The following is a 14,856-nucleotide window of genomic DNA, read 5'->3' as shown; positions in this document are numbered from 1 at the left end:
GACCTGCGGCACGCGGCCGGCCGCCAGGGCGTCGGCGGGAGTCGCGCCGCCGAGGTCGGCGTTCGGGGTGGTGACCCATCTGCTCAGCGCGACGAGTCCGCCCGGGAACACCTCGCGAACCGCCGCGATCCCGGGCAGGAAACCCCGCTCGGCACCGGCGTTGATCTGCCACATCGGAATCCGCCACTCCCGGCCGTCCCTGAGCCCGATCAGATCGCCCTCGGCCAACCGGTCGAGGACGGCCTGCGGCGTCACTCCGAGCAGTTCGGCGACCTGGGGCCGCGACAGCGACGCACCCAGTAGTTCCCGCCGGGCGAGGAAGTCGTTCTTCAGGCCCCGCAGCGCGGCTGCCCGCACCTCGTCGGTCGACGGGGCGGCGCCCCAGAGTGCGTCGTCGAGGCCGGCCTCATCGCGGTCGGCGACGGTCTCGACGAAGTCGGTGCGCACCGAGGCGGGCGCCGACTGCAGCGCGGTATGCACCGCCGACGCGATGTCCTCCACGGACGGCGCCGCGCGCTTGCGCACCTTCACCGTTGCCGACGATTCCCGCCTGCGACGGGCTTTCGCCGCCGCGGCATCGCTGGAAGTGGTTCTGACGGCCATGCGTCCAGTGTACGCGAAGCAAGATAAACAAGTAAACCATCCTCACCGGCTCCTCTTGCGTCATCGCGGAATGCACGTCGGGCGGACGCTGCTAGGGTCCGATCATGGGCTTCCTCGACGACGTGCGCCGGTTGAAGCAACTCCAGCAGGAGAATCCGCAGCTGTCCCGGCAAGAGCTCCAGCAGATGCTCGAGAACGACAAGCGGCGGGCCCACCACGGCGACTACGCCCCGAACGCGGTCAAGCCCTATGTCGAGGTGGTGCCCCCCAAGGCATGGAAGGCCGACCTCGACGGGTTCGTGGCTGATTACATCGGCATCGTCGGGCTGCAACCCGAGGACACGTTCGCGGTCTACCCGGAGCCCAACCGGGAGAATCCCGGCACCCTGACCATCATCTACCGCGACCGCCCCGAATACGCCGACGGACGCCGCCGATACCGCCGGATACTGCTCGGCGAGTGACCCGCACGCCACCTCGGCGATCGCGTCAATTCGACGACACACACCGTCCGACGGATTAGGGTCGGATTCGAGGATGGGCCGCGAACACTGTTCGCCTTCCGGCACTCGAGGTCGCGCGACCACGTCCGCGGGCGGGGTCGCCGCGCTCCCGAATGCCTTGGCGCACGGGAACACCGGCCGACGACGGCATGGGGGTTCGTCACGATGACCACAGCGGACGCCGTCTCGGAGCAGTCCGGGCGAAGGCCGGTCCTCCGACGCCCATCGTCATGCGGACGGCCGATACCGCTTGTGCAAGAGCAGCTTTCGTCGATCATCGGCGACCCAGAAGACTGACGAAGAGGAAGGTGTTGGCATGCCGCTTGGCGTGATCATCGGATTCGACGGCTCACCCGCTGCGACGGCGGCGATCGACGTGGGGAGGCTGCTCCTCCCTGGTGCGCACGCCTGGGTGGCGCACCTGTGGACTCCCCCGTTCACCAGCGATGCGCTCCGGCGGCGGCTGCGGGCCAGCGCACGCAGTGCCAGCGAACTGGTCGAGCTCACCGAGGTCGAGGGCGAGCGCGAAGCGCAGCGGGTGGCCGCCACGGGCACCACGCTGGCCAGAGCCGCGGGCCTCGACGCCGAGCCGCTGGTGAAACGGTCCTGGGGCGGAGAGGGTCTGGTACTGGCGCAACTCGCCGAGCAGGTCGCCGCTGACGTGGTGCTGGTCGGTTCCCGTGGGCTCGGCGGCGCACAGGCACTCCTGGGGTCGGTGTCGGACATCGCGGTGCAGTACGCATCGCGGCCCACCCTGGTGGCGCAGGCGCCGATGCTGGCCGACGAGTACGACGCGCTGGCCGAAGGACCGGTGGTGGTCGGTACGGACGGTTCGACCGGCGCGCACAGCGCGCTGGCGGCGGCCCAACGAATCTTCGCCGGCCGGGAGATCGTCGCGGTCGCGGTCGGGGACGGCGACGCAGAGACCGCCGCGGCCGACGGTGTGGTGATCGAGCCGGGCGGTGGCTCGGCACGGGCGACGGCGGAGGTCCTCGTGGACGTCGCGGCGCGCCGCCGCGCGGCGGTACTGGTCGTGGGGTCGCGCGGGCGATCGGCACTGCGTCAGGTGCTGCTCGGCAGTGTCGCGCGGGCGACGCTGCAATTCTCGCATCGGCCGGTGCTGGTGGTGCCCGGCGCATAGCGGTGGACCGCTTCGATTCCGCCGCGCAACGGCAGCCGCTCTACCTGCTGGCGGACAGCCAGTTGCTGTTCTGGAAGCGGCAGGGCCGACTGTTCCTCGACACGGTCCTCGCCGGGTTGATTCGCGACACACCGATCTGCGCCGCGTACATCGGGGCATCCAACGGGGACCGCCCGGAGTTCTACGACATCTTCGAGGCGGCGGTCGATGCGGTTGGAGTGACCGATCGACGGATGATCGAATCGTCGTTCCCCGCGGACGACCGAGCGTTTCTGGAGCGTGCCCGGCTGGTGGTACTGGCCGGCGGCGACGTGCGTCGCGGCTGGAAAACGTTCGAGGAGAACGGCATGAAGGACGCGATACTCAGCCGGTACGCGCGAGGGGCTGTGCTGCTTGGCATTTCAGCGGGAGCGATTCAACTCGGCCGCTATGGGATCGCAGAAACGCCGGAATCCTCCGCGAGCGACCTGCTCGAGGTGTTCGATCTCGTGCCCGCCGTCGTCGACACCCACGACGAGGAGGCCGGGTGGAGGCGGCTGTCCCGTGCGATCGGTTCACTCGAGGGAAGGGCTGCGGGACTCGGAATCCCCTCCGGCGGTGGGGTGATCGTTCATCCTGACACCACCATGGAGCCGGTGCGCCGCCCGGCGCGGGAATTTCGTTTCGAGTGCGCTCGGGTCACGAGCTCGGTGTTGCACACCGCATCGGACGAATGAGATGAGCGGCCGGTCTGTGCGTCCGGCTACCGGGGTCGAGCGGCGACCACCGCCGTCGCGCCCCGGGGTTGAGTGCGGAATTCGACGGTGACCGCAGGGTCGGCATACCGGGCGATCGCACGCAGTGCGGACGGGCTGTAGGCGCGCAGCGAGCTGATGACCGCGTCGTGGAGCGGCGGGACCAGCCCGGCGAGCGGCAGCGTGAACGCCAACAACCCCAGCTGGAGCGGCGCCCGCCACCTGCGCAGGTCGATGACCAACAACTTGTCCGCCACCCGGGTTCCCTCTGCGAACACCTTGGCGGCCTGCTCGGGTTGCAAGTGGTGCAAGGACAACGCGAAGACCGCGAGGTCGTAGTACCCGTCGGCGGCGTCGATCGCGGTGGCGTCCATCTCCCGCACCGTGGCGCGTGGATGACTGCCGAGGTCGCCGGCGGCGACGGCGGTCACGAACGCGGGATCGACGTCGGTGGCCGTCACCTGAGCAGAGGGGTGGAGCTCCAGGAGCTTGCGCGACAGCCCACCCAGACCGCACCCGAGTTCGAGGATCTTCGGCGAGGCGATGTCGGTCACCTCGGCCAGCACGGCCCGGGCGCACATCTCGTAATTGCCCATGAACCGCCGCCGGCCGGTGCGGTCGAGTGATTCGATGACCTTGCGCTTGCGGTCGTCGACGTCGTCGCGGTCCAGGTACTCGAGCCGGTCGGTCTGCAACCGCCGGTCCAGCCACGAGGCATCCGGCCCGCCTCGGGGCATGCTCACAATGTCGTCGTGTGTCGTCCCCATGTGGACCATCATGAATGACGGCAGCCATGCTCCGGCGTGAAAGACGAAGTCGAAGGCAAATGCGCTCGACTTTGCGCCGTCCGGCCCGGTTCCGGGGTTCGCGGGCAGTCCGGTGATATTTGCCGGAACCTCGCGTTCGCCCCCTTCGCCGATGCGTGCCCGGCATTGTCCGATGCCCGGATCCGACCATTGCAGCGACGCGGCCGCGGCTCGTCACATCGATTACAGACCCCATCCCGACCGGCCGGTCCGGGCCGAATTCGAGATCCGCTCACCAACCGTGAGCGCGCGTCCGCCACCCGGCCGAAGCCCGCGAATGCCGCTGGGATACTTGAAAAGGCCGATTTCTCGGCACAGTTCGGATCGGGTCGGACACGCAGCCGAGCGCGGTTCTTGAATTGACAATGAACGACTGCCGGGGACGCGGTCCTCGGGACAATGGTTCGCCGGGCCGTGACGTGTCCAAAGGTGCGGGCCGCCGCGCCTCGGAGGCTGTATGCCTCATGAGGAAGAATGATCGTCAATTTCTTTGCTGACCGGAGCCCCGAGTGTTAGCCTGAGCCGGTCGGGAAGATGCGAATCCATGGTCGCATTCGGGCCTTCCCCGCGTCGCCGGTGCGCGCTTTCTCTCGGACGCGTCGGGCGAAAGAACGGGCACTTCACAGGCAACGGTGAGGTCTTCAGCAGTAACCCGGACCCAGCCAGATAGGGCGTTGACACATGGGATCTGACTTGATGAACAACAGGAAGATCCGCTCCTTCAGGGACATCGAGGATTTGTGTTGCCCCGATGACACGATCGTGACGTTGTGCGGCGGCGGACTGGACAGCGCGTATCTCCTGGCGCAGCTGGCGAAACTCGACGTACATGTGGTTGCGCTGTCCGTCGACGTCGGCGACGACTTCGACATCGGCCAGTTCTCGCACATCGCCGACAAGTTCGACGTACACATCACGAGGGTGGACTGCAGAAGAGAATTCGCCGAGGAATTCGTGCACGCGTCGATGCTCGCCGGCGGAAGGTATCTCGGACAGCATCCGATCAGTGCATCCCTGTCACGACCGTTGATCGCACGAGTCGGTGTGGAGCTTGCGCGATCGGTCGGGGCGAAGTGTCTGCTCCACACAGCCAATCAGTCGCAGAACAGCCTGCGAAGGCTCAATGGGGCCATCAGCGACCTGGGTTTCGACGGCTACTACGGATCGCCGTATGAGTTCGACGCTCTCTCCCGCGACTTCAAGCGCCTGGAGCTGCAGGAGAGTTTCGGGATCTCCGGTTTCGCGAATCGGTACCTCAGCACCGACACCAACCTGTGGTGCAGGGAGTTCGAGAGCGGGACGCTCGACGACCCCGAAGCTTTCCAGATCGACGAGAATCTCTATGAGTGGTCTGTCGCATCCGAGACGGCCAGTCGGGTGATCGAGCTGCGGTTCGACGCGGGGCGTCTGGTGTCGGTGGACGCCGAGCCCGTCACCGACCTCGTCGAACTGATCTCCAACATCAACGCCAAAGTCGGTCGCTACGGCATCGGACGGTTCTCCAGCCTGGAGCACCTGGAAGGTGGCGAGAAGGTGCTCGAGGTGCGCGAAGCACCCGCCGCGGCACTCATCCTCGAAGCCTTCGGTCAGTTGGCATCGGCGACACTGGACGTGGAGACCCTGCGTTGGATGCGAACGCTCGGCGACGCCCTGATCATGGAGGCCGTGGAGGGGCGGTGGTTCCGCGGTCTCCGCACGGCATTGCAGTCCTTCCTCGAAGTCAGTGCTCATCGCGTCAGTGGGACCGTCAGGTTCACCCTGCGCAACGGGGGGTTCGAGCTCGAAGGATTGAAGGCCGTTTCGCCGCTCTACATCCGCGATCGCGAGCAGTGGGAGTACCACAAGGCCGCCGCGGCCAGGTCCGTGACGCTGAGTCGGCTCAACGGTTCTGCCGTCTCGACGGCATAGGCGCTCACCGTGCGTCGCTCCAGGGCATGGTTGTCTCGTCGCCGTAATCTCGAATGATGAGCGGACCCGGCCGCAGTCCCGGCATCGACGGGGGTCATCCCGGCGCGATCGGTGAGATGGACCTGCGGGTGCGGGCGCTGGAAAGCGTGCTCGTCGAAAAGGGATATGTCGATCCAGCGGCACTGGACGAGGTCATCGACACCTACGAGACGCGCGTCGGACCTCGCAACGGTGCGCGTGTGGTGGCTCGGGCGTGGGTTGATCCGGGCTACCGCGACTGGTTGCTGACCGACGCCACCGCCGCGATCGCGTCACTGGGCTACACCGGCAGGCAGGGCGAGCACATGGTCGCCGTCGAGAACACTCCCACGCGACACAATCTGGTGGTCTGCACGCTGTGCAGCTGCTACCCGTGGACTGTGTTGGGCCTGCCACCCACGTGGTACAAGAGCGCGCCGTACCGGTCGCGCGCGGTACGTGACCCGCGCGGTGTGCTGGCCGATTTCGGTGTGCGGCTACCGCCGGACACGGAGATCCGGGTCTGGGATTCGACCGCCGAAATCCGTTACCTCGTCCTGCCGTTGCGACCGGTGGGCACCGAACATCTCGACGAGGAGGATCTCGCCGCGTTGGTGACCCGTGATTCGATGATCGGCGCCGGCCTCCCCCGTGAGCCGGAGAGCGTCGGCGCATGAGCAGCGGGGAGTACGTCACCTACGCCGATCTGGGCGGCCAACCGCATCACGGACCGGTTGTCCCCGGTTCCGAACACGCACTGTGGCATGCGGCTTGGGAGCCGCGGCTGTTCGCGCTGCACCTGGCTCTGGGCGCCGCCGGGGTGTGGAACCTCGACATGGCACGTTCCGCGCGCGAGACCCTGGCGGACTACGACCGGCGGAGCTACTACGAGATCTGGTTCGCCGGACTGCTCAAGCTGCTCGAGGAGGGCGGATTGGTCACCGCCGACGAACTGATCGCCGGCCGGTCGTTACACCCACCGCGACCGGTGCGCCGTGTCCTGCACGCACGCGATGTGCCGAAGATGTATGCACGCGGAGCGCCCTCCGAGCGGCCCGCGACCACGGAGCCGCGGTTCACCGTCGGTCAGCGCGTGCGCACGGTCACCGGGCCCTTCGCGCATCACACGCGGCTTCCGCGGTATGCCCGGGGCAAGCCGGCGGTGATCGAATTCGTGCACGGAACACATGTCTTCGCAGACTCGAACGCCCATGGCGTGGGAGAACAGCCGCAGTGGCTCTATGGGGTGGCGTTCCGCGGTACCGAGTTGTGGCCGGACGCAGACCCGGGCCTGACTGTGTCGATCGACGCGTGGGAACCGTATCTGGAACCAGCATGAATCAGCGTCACTCGCCTCCCTCGATCGCCGGCGCCGACGAGGTGACGTTCGAGAGTCCCTGGCAGGCAAGGGTTTTTGCGATCGCGGTCTGTCTGCACGAGCGCGGGCTGTACAGCTGGGCCGAGTGGGCCGACGCGCTCGCCACCCGCATCACGGCGGCACAGGCGGCGGGTGACGCCGACATGGGCGACACCTACTACCACCACTGGCTCTGCGCACTCGAAGACCTCTTGGCGCGCAAGGGCGTCGAACCGGACGAGACCGCACGCTGGCACGGCGCGTGGCAGCGCGCGGCGCACCGCACACCGCATGGCCGGCCGATCGAAGTGCAGCCGAGCGACTTCGACGCCGGTCCTGACGAGTAGCCGACGCGGGCGTGAAGCGTCACCAGGCGTGAAACGACGCTGACGGACGGAAAAACTCTCAACTCCGGTGCCGAATTCCTAGCGAACACTTCGAAGAAGTGGTCGGATGGTTCATGGGCGCCCCCGTCACGCACCGGCCCGCCGGCCGACACCCTTCCCACCGCTGGTGGGAGTCGCCGGCGGCTCGACAAGCGCCGGTTCGAGGTCACGAGACCCCGACCAGACATGGCAAACATGATGTGCGTACATCGAGCACGCTCACGCACCGCGCGTGTCGCTACCCACCGACGACTGACGGTCGACGTCATCAGTTGCTGAAGCCGGGGGTGCCGCGAGCATCCCGATACCAGACCAGTCCCGTCCACCAGAGGCAGCCATGACCGACGACGCCGACATCCAGCCTGATCCGACCGCACATTGGTCCTTCGAAACCAAACAGGTCCACGCCGGTCAGCGGCCGGATGCGACCACCCATGCCCGTGCGCTACCGATCTACCAGACCACCTCCTACACATTCGACGACACCGCACACGCCGCCGCCCTGTTCGGCCTCGAGGTGCCGGGGAACATCTACACCCGCATCGGCAACCCGACGACCGACGTCGTCGAGCAGCGCATCGCCGCGCTCGAGGGTGGAGTGGCCGCACTGTTCCTGGCCTCCGGACAGGCCGCCGGCACCTTCGCCATACTGAATCTCGCCGGAACCGGTGACCACATCGTGTCGAGCCCGCGGCTCTTCGGCAGCACCTACAACCTGTTTCATTACACGCTTGCCAGGCTCGGCATCTCGGTCACCTTCGTCGATCCCGACGATCCTGAATCGTGGCAGGCGGCGATACGGCCGAACACCAAGGCGTTGTTCGCCGAGACCATCTCGAACCCGAAGAGCGACGTGCTGGACACGCCACGCGTCGCCGCCGTCGCACACGAGAACGGCGTGCCGTTGGTCGTGGACAACACCATCGCCACGCCGTACCTGATCCAGCCGATCACCCAGGGTGCCGACATCGTGGTGCACTCGGCCACCAAGTACCTCGGCGGGCACGGGACCGCGATCGCCGGTGTGATCGTCGACGGCGGCACCTTCGACTGGACGCAGGGCCGCTTCCCCGGCTTCACGGCTCCCGACCCCAGCTACCACGGCATCGTGTACGCCGACATGCCTGCGCCGTTCGTCACCAAGGCCCGGCTGCAACTGTTGCGCGACATGGGTTCCGCGGCTTCGCCGTTCAACGCGTTCCTGGTGGCCCAGGGTCTCGAGACGCTGAGTCTACGAATCGAACGCCACGTCGCCAATGCGCAACGGGTCGCCGAATACCTGGCCGGCCACGACGGCGTGCTGTCCGTCAACTATGCGGGACTGCCGAGTTCACCGTGGCACGAGCGGGCGAAGAGGCTGGCGCCCAGAGGAACCGGAGCCGTTCTCGCGTTCGAACTCGCCGGTGGCATCGAGGCAGGCAAGGCGTTCGTCAACGCGCTGAGACTGCACAGCCATGTCGCCAACATCGGCGACGTGCGCTCACTGGTGATCCACCCGGCATCGACGACCCACGGCCAGTTGAGCCCCGAGGAGCAACTGTCCTGCGGCGTCAGCCCAGGGCTGGTGCGATTGTCCGTCGGCATCGAGGGCATCGACGACATCCTGGCCGATCTGGAACTCGGCTTCGCCGCGTCACGGAAGTGCGGGGACGTCACGATGGCCGGAGCAGTGATCGGTGCGGCAACGGCTCACTGAACGCCGGAAGCTCAGGCGTCCGATGGCTTACGCGCCGAGGCGATCACATAGTCGGTCAAGCCCACTCCGCGTTCCCAGATCTCCACGCCGCGGCACTGGGCTCGGTCGTCTTCCGACACCTCCACGACCACTTCGTCCATCTTCTTCCCCTCGACGCGCTGGCGGCTGTACTTGGCCATGCCGGGGAACACGTCCTGCCGGATCGACTCCACACGGACATCGCCGAATCCGGCGGCAGACAGCCGCCGTGGGTACTCCTCGCGGTCGTAGAGGTTGGCCTCCGGAACGTGGCCGTACTTGCGTGCGAAGGCGGTGGCCCGGCTCGTCTTCTTGCCCGGAACCGGGAGCATGTCGGCGATCGCGATGGACCCTCCGGGTTTGAGGACTCGAAATGCCTCGCGCAGGAACTGTTCACGCGTGTCGAAGTGGAACGCGCACTCCAGGGCCAGGACTGTGTCGAACGTCGCGTCGGGGAATTCCATCGCGGTCGCCGAACCGAGCCTCAGGTCGATGCGATCCTGCAGCCCGCGCTTGGCGACCCGCTCCCTGCCCTTCTCGATGTGGACGGGGGTGATGTCGATGCCCGTGACGCGCGACAGCTTGAAGCGGTCGAGGAGAACGAAGTCCTGCTCGGCGAAACCCACGCCGACGTCGAGGACTTCGTCGCCTGGTTGCAGTCCGGCTCGCGTTCCCAGCAGTTCCACCATCGCGACGCAGGCGTCGGGGTAGGTGCGCGCCTCTTTCCAATAGCCGAGGTTGAGCCACAACGGCTTGTCGTCGTCGACGAAGCCCTCGTCCAGGAAGTCGATGACATCGTCTCCGAGGGTGGTGTAGTAGGCCGCCGCATCCTTCTGTCGCACCAGGGTGAAGGAGCGGACAACCGTCAGGAACCCCCAGTAGATCGAGAGGGCGATTCGGCGCATTTTGTTCCTCCGGGGATCGTCGTTGGCTAGAGCAGTCCGAACCGTCGCAGGTCGGTGACGTACTTCATGATGACGGGCGCCGTGACGTGCGGGATGTCCGAGATGTCCCGGTCCAATGTGAATTTCGCTTCCTTGAACGCGGACCGGAACCTGTCGGTCGGCGCCCATGATCCCTGCATCGGCTCGGGAAGGTCGAAGTGTCCGGAAGGACGCAGCTGCAGCATCTGCAGCACCGAGTGCTCACGCTGCTTCTCCGGCAGAGCGCCCAGCGCCGTCTCGAACCGGTGCAACCACTCGCCGAAGTCGTCGATGCGCTTGATCGGCAGACCGGCATCCACCAGCCAGTCGACGTACTCGTCGGGCCCGATGCCGTCGTCGTGCGGGTTCATCACGTGATAGGTGGCGAACCCGTCGCCCATCCGGGCACTCAGCGTGGCGATCGACTCGGCGACGAAATCGACGGGCAGCCCGTCGAAATGGGCGCGCTGCCGGTTGCCTGCGGCGTCGCGCGCGAAGAACGAGCCGGGCGCCAGGCCGGTGGCCACCATGCTGAGCACCATTCGGCTGACGATGTCCGACACGTTGAGCTGGCCCGCGTAGGTCGGCTCGGCCAGGATCACGTCGCAGCGGAACACCGCGACGGGCAGCCCGCACAGGTCATGGGCCTCGCGCAGCAGCACTTCGCCGGCCCACTTGCTGTTCGCGTATCCGTTGCCGAAGCCGCCGTCGTTGATGCGGGTGGGGCTGATGACCCGGATGTCGGCATCCTCGGTGAACTCGGACGGGTCGATCTGGTTCCTCACGTCGCCACTGGACACGTAGCCGTAGGGCTTGAGTTTCGAGGTGAGCGCAAAACGGAGCAACTCGGCCGTGCCCACGACGTTGGGACCGAACAGCTCGCTGTAGGGGAAGACACCGTTGACCATCGCCGCGGGATCGACGATCAGATCGACGCTCTCGGCCAGCGCCTGCCAGAGTTCCTCGTCCAGCCCCAGGTTCGCCTCGCCCTTGTCACCCGCGATGACCTCCAGATGATCGGCGGCGAGTTCCTGGAAGTGCCGCAGCAGTCCCGGGTCGCCGCTGTCGAAGGTCTTGTGCAGGCGGAGCCGCGCCTCCTCGTCGGACGCGGCTCGCACCAGGCAGATCAGCGTGCCGTCGACCAGGTCCATCCGCTTCAGCCATTCCAGGGCCAGGTATCGCCCGAGGTAGCCGGTCGCTCCGGTGAGCAGGACGGTCCGCACCTCGGCGCCCGGGCGCGGCAGGGTCGGGGCGGCGGTCAGCGTCGCAGCATCGATGAACTTGTCCAGCGTGAGGTCGCGGGCGTGCACCTCGGTGCTGTCGCGGCCGTGCACGGACGCGAAGCGCGGCCCGTGGCCGGCCTCCTCCTCGTCATCGTGCCTGTCCACCCGCAGGCTCAGTCCGCTCACCGATGGCGCGTCGAAGATGGCGCGCACCGACAGGTCGATGTCCAAGGTCATGTTGATCTTGCCGATCACCCGCATCGCCGACAGCGAATCCCCGCCGAGGTCGAAGAACGAGGTGTCGACCCCCACACGGTCGACGCCGAGCACCTCAGCGTAGATGTCGGCCACGACCTCCTCGGTCGGGCCGGTCGGAGCGCGGTAGGGGTGCGCATCCTGGTAGTCGGGCGCCGGCAGGGCGCGCGCGTCGAGCTTGCCGTTGACCGCCAGCGGCAGCCGCTCCAGCACGACCACCGCGGCAGGCACCATGTACTGCGGGAGCCGCTCGGCCAACGCGGCGCGTAGCCCCGCCGGGTCCGCCGTGCCGGTGACGTAACCGACCAGGCGTTTGTCGCCTGGGCGGTCCTCGCGGGCGACGACCACGGCCTGCTCCACGCCGTCCAGCCGCATCAGGGCGGCCTGGATCTCGCCGAGTTCGATGCGGTAGCCCCGGATCTTGACCTGCTCGTCGGCGCGGCCCATGAACTGCAGCTGCCCGTCGGCGCGCCAGCGCACCAGATCCCCGGTGCGGTACATCCTCGCCCCCGGCACCCCGAACGGACACGCGACGAACCGTGACCCGGTCAACCCCGCCCGGCGCCAGTATCCGACGCCCACCCCGGCACCGGCGATGTACAACTCACCGACCACTCCTGCGGGCACCGCCCGTAACCATCCATCCAGCACGAAGAAGGCGTTCCCCGCTGCCGGAATGCCGACCGGCGGCACCCCCGACCCCACGGCCAGCGGCCCGCTCATGGACGTGTACACCGTGGTCTCGGTGGGGCCGTACGCATGCCACATCATTCGCCCGGGCGCCCACCGATCCACCACCTCGGCCGGGCACACCTCACTCGCCGCCACCAGTGTCACGCCGTCCAGCCCCTCGGATGACAGCATTCCCACCGCCGACGGGGTCTGGATGAGCATGGTGACGTGTTCGCTGATGAGCAGGGCGCGGAGGTCTTCCGGTGAGCGACCGACGGATTCGGGCACCACCGCCAGCCGCCCACCGCGCAACAACGCACCCCACATCTCCCACACCGAGACGTCGAAGGCCAGCGAATGCCACTGCGCCCAGACCTGATCCGGTTCCAGCCACGTGTCGATCGATGCCAGCAGCTGGGTCAGGTTGTGGTGGGTGAGGGCCACACCCTTCGGGACACCGGTGGTGCCGGAGGTGTAGATGAGGAAGACGACGTCGTCCGGACTCGGCGCCGGCAACGCGGTGGCCGGACAGTCCCTGATGCGGGGATCGTCGACTTCGATGACCACCGTGTCGAAGCCATCGAGTCGGCCGGCCAATTCGGTGGTGGTGATCGCGGCGACCGGTGTCGCATCGGCGAGCATGAATCCGATCCGCGCCGATGGCAACGCCGGGTCGATCGGCAGATACGCTGCACCGGTCTTCAGCACCGACAAGATCGCCACGATCGCATCGGCCGAGCGCTCGAGCAGCAAGGCCACGTACTCACCCGAACGGGCGCCGTGACCGGTGAGCAGGTGCGCCAGCCGATTGGCGGCCTCGTCCAGTTCCCGGTAGGTCAGTGAGCGACCCTCGAAGGTCACGGCCACCGCGTCGGGGGTGCGGGCCACCTGTGCGGCGAACATGGCCGGAACCGACATCGCGGGCGGCGCCGGCCGGGTCAACGCGGCGCGGTGGCCGATCTCGTCCAACCGGCCATGCTCGGACACGTCGAGCACATCGATCGCCGAGACCCGCCGGGCCGGGTCGGCGGTCATCGACTCCAGCACCCGCTGCAACCGCGTGACGAGCGCCTCGATGCCGGCCGCGTCGAACGCATCGGCGTCGAACTCGACACGCAGGCCCAGTTCCGGACCGGGCGTGGCCTGCACCGTCAGCGGGTAGTGGTTGTACTCGCCGATGGCCAGGTCGGTGACGGCCAACTCGTGGTCGCCGGACATCGCGGCGGTGTCGATCGGGTAGTTCTCGTAGACGAACAGCGTGTCGAACAGTTGATCGTGGCCGGTGATCCGGTGGATCTCGTTGAGCGCCAGGTGCTGGTGGTCCAGGGTGTCGTTGTACGCGCGCTGCAGCTGGTCCAGCAATTCGGCGGTGGTGGTGGCCGCCGTGATGGTCGCGCGCACCGGCACCGTGTTGATCAGCAGGCCCACCATCGCCTCGGCGCCTGCCACCTCGGTCCTGCCCGACACCGCGGTGCCGAAGGCGACGTCCTGCTGACCGGTCAGCCACACCAGGAGCTGCGCCCACGCGGCCTGCAGCACGGTGTTGACGGTGGTGTGGTGCGAGCGCGCCAGCTCCCCGAGCGCCCGCGTGGTCGCCTCGGGCACTCGAAATGCCGCCACGCCCTTAGTGTTCGGCCCCGACCGTTGCGCCGGACCGACCAGTGTCGGGGTCTGGAAGCCGGCCAGCACCGCACGCCATGCGGCCTCGGCGGCGGCTCGATCCCGGGTGGCCAGCCACGCGACATATCTGCGGTACGGGACCGCCGCGGGGAGGCGCTGACCGTAATAGCCGGCGAAGATCTCGCCCAGCAGGATCGGCAGCGACCAGCCGTCCATCACGATGTGATGGTTGGTGAGCACCAACCGATGGCGATCCTGCGCGATGCGGATCAGCGCCACGCGGAAGGCCGGCCCGTCGGCGAGATCGCAGACCGCGGCGCGCTCCTCGGCGCAGACCCGCTCTATCTGCTCGTCGGCGCCGTCGACGTCCAGCTCGACGTAGCGCCATCCCGGCGCGGGATCGGCCGGGATGACCTGCACCGGCTCGTCGAACTGGGCGCAGAACCGGGCCGCCAGATGCGGGTGGCGCTTCACCACCGTGTGCACCGCATCGCGCAGCCCGTGCGGACCGAGCGGACCGGTCACGGTGAAGGCCAGCTGCACCGCGTACACGTCGTCGCCGCCATCGCGCATGGTGCTGGCGAGATAGAGCAGCCCCTGCTGCAGCGGGGTCAACGGCAGGACATCAGCGATGTCGTGTCGCTGGTCCAGCTCATCGATCTGGTGCTGATCCAGCCGGGCCGGGAGAATGTCCGACGGGGTCAGCCCGCCGCCGCCGCCGCGCACATGCGCGCAGATGCCGGCCAGGGCGTCGAACCACAACCGGCTCAACCGGCTGACCTGATCGTGATCCAGCGCCGAACGCGCCCACGTCCAGTTGGCGTGCAGGTGCGGGCCGGCGTCGGTGTCGATGGTGCCGGCGTTCAGCGCGACCGTGTGCGCCAGGGGCATCGGCACCGCGGTCGCGGCGGCGGTCATCGACACACCGTCCTGACTGATCCGCCACAGCTCATCGACACCGGCGGCGTGCGGCGAACCACCGAGTCGACCGAA

General features: G+C 67.7%; 12 protein-coding genes. 8 read left to right on the top strand and 4 right to left on the bottom strand.

What is annotated here, in order from left to right:
• A partial coding sequence (locus Q2100_RS18475) for an antitoxin Xre/MbcA/ParS toxin-binding domain-containing protein (protein WP_302915227.1) occupies nt 1-603 on the bottom strand: 603 nt, incomplete at its 3' end.
• A gap of 104 nt (nt 604-707) precedes the next feature.
• Between Q2100_RS18475 and Q2100_RS18470 the strand changes: the two genes are divergently transcribed.
• The 3 genes from Q2100_RS18470 to Q2100_RS18460 all read left to right on the top strand — a co-directional run bounded on the left by Q2100_RS18470 (nt 708) and on the right by Q2100_RS18460 (nt 2,963).
• Nucleotides 708-1,067, top strand: a complete 360-nt coding sequence (locus Q2100_RS18470) for a hypothetical protein (protein ID WP_302915226.1) — start codon at nt 708-710, stop codon at nt 1,065-1,067.
• A 355-nt stretch (nt 1,068-1,422) separates the two neighbouring features.
• Nucleotides 1,423-2,247, top strand: coding sequence for a universal stress protein (locus Q2100_RS18465; RefSeq protein ID WP_302915225.1), 825 nt, complete (start codon nt 1,423-1,425; stop codon nt 2,245-2,247).
• Nucleotides 2,248-2,249: 2 nt separating this feature from the next.
• Nucleotides 2,250-2,963, top strand: coding sequence for a Type 1 glutamine amidotransferase-like domain-containing protein (locus Q2100_RS18460; protein ID WP_302915224.1), 714 nt, complete (start codon nt 2,250-2,252; stop codon nt 2,961-2,963).
• Nucleotides 2,964-2,989: 26 nt separating this feature from the next.
• On the opposite strand, the gene Q2100_RS18455 is transcribed toward Q2100_RS18460, so the two are convergent.
• Nucleotides 2,990-3,757 (bottom strand): class I SAM-dependent methyltransferase, encoded by a 768-nt coding sequence (locus tag Q2100_RS18455; RefSeq protein WP_302915229.1) that lies wholly within the window; start codon nt 3,755-3,757, stop codon nt 2,990-2,992.
• A gap of 711 nt (nt 3,758-4,468) precedes the next feature.
• On the opposite strand from Q2100_RS18455, the gene Q2100_RS18450 reads away from it, so the two are divergent.
• From Q2100_RS18450 to Q2100_RS18430, 5 genes are all read left to right on the top strand, one after another.
• On the top strand, nt 4,469-5,695 hold the full coding sequence (locus Q2100_RS18450; RefSeq protein WP_302915223.1) for an argininosuccinate synthase-related protein: 1,227 nt from the start codon (nt 4,469-4,471) through the stop codon (nt 5,693-5,695).
• 56 nt (nt 5,696-5,751) lie between these two features.
• Nucleotides 5,752-6,390: a nitrile hydratase subunit alpha gene (nthA, locus tag Q2100_RS18445; protein WP_302915222.1), complete on the top strand. Its 639-nt coding sequence runs from the start codon at nt 5,752-5,754 to the stop codon at nt 6,388-6,390.
• Nucleotides 6,387-7,052 (top strand): nitrile hydratase subunit beta, encoded by a 666-nt coding sequence (gene nthB / locus Q2100_RS18440; protein ID WP_302915221.1) that lies wholly within the window; start codon nt 6,387-6,389, stop codon nt 7,050-7,052. Before nthA ends, nthB begins: the two co-directional genes overlap by 4 nt.
• On the top strand, nt 7,049-7,417 hold the full coding sequence (locus tag Q2100_RS18435) for a nitrile hydratase accessory protein (protein WP_302915220.1): 369 nt from the start codon (nt 7,049-7,051) through the stop codon (nt 7,415-7,417). The genes nthB and Q2100_RS18435 overlap by 4 nt, the downstream gene beginning before the upstream one ends.
• Before the next feature lie 376 nt (nt 7,418-7,793).
• Nucleotides 7,794-9,152, top strand: a complete 1,359-nt coding sequence (locus Q2100_RS18430) for a bifunctional o-acetylhomoserine/o-acetylserine sulfhydrylase (protein ID WP_302915219.1) — start codon at nt 7,794-7,796, stop codon at nt 9,150-9,152.
• An 11-nt stretch (nt 9,153-9,163) separates the two neighbouring features.
• Here the strand turns inward: Q2100_RS18430 and Q2100_RS18425 are convergent, their stop codons facing one another.
• Together Q2100_RS18425 and Q2100_RS18420 are read right to left on the bottom strand one after the other, a co-directional pair.
• Nucleotides 9,164-10,075: a class I SAM-dependent methyltransferase gene (locus Q2100_RS18425; RefSeq protein WP_302915218.1), complete on the bottom strand. Its 912-nt coding sequence runs from the start codon at nt 10,073-10,075 to the stop codon at nt 9,164-9,166.
• Nucleotides 10,076-10,101: 26 nt separating this feature from the next.
• Nucleotides 10,102-14,856 (bottom strand): non-ribosomal peptide synthetase (locus tag Q2100_RS18420; RefSeq protein WP_407667651.1); only part of this gene is annotated, 4,755 nt, incomplete at its 5' end.

The sequence above is a fragment of the Mycolicibacterium arseniciresistens genome (genome assembly GCF_030519285.1).
In the GTDB taxonomy this organism is placed as follows: domain Bacteria; phylum Actinomycetota; class Actinomycetes; order Mycobacteriales; family Mycobacteriaceae; genus Mycobacterium; species Mycobacterium arseniciresistens.
This window is presented reverse-complemented; position numbering and strand designations above follow the sequence as displayed.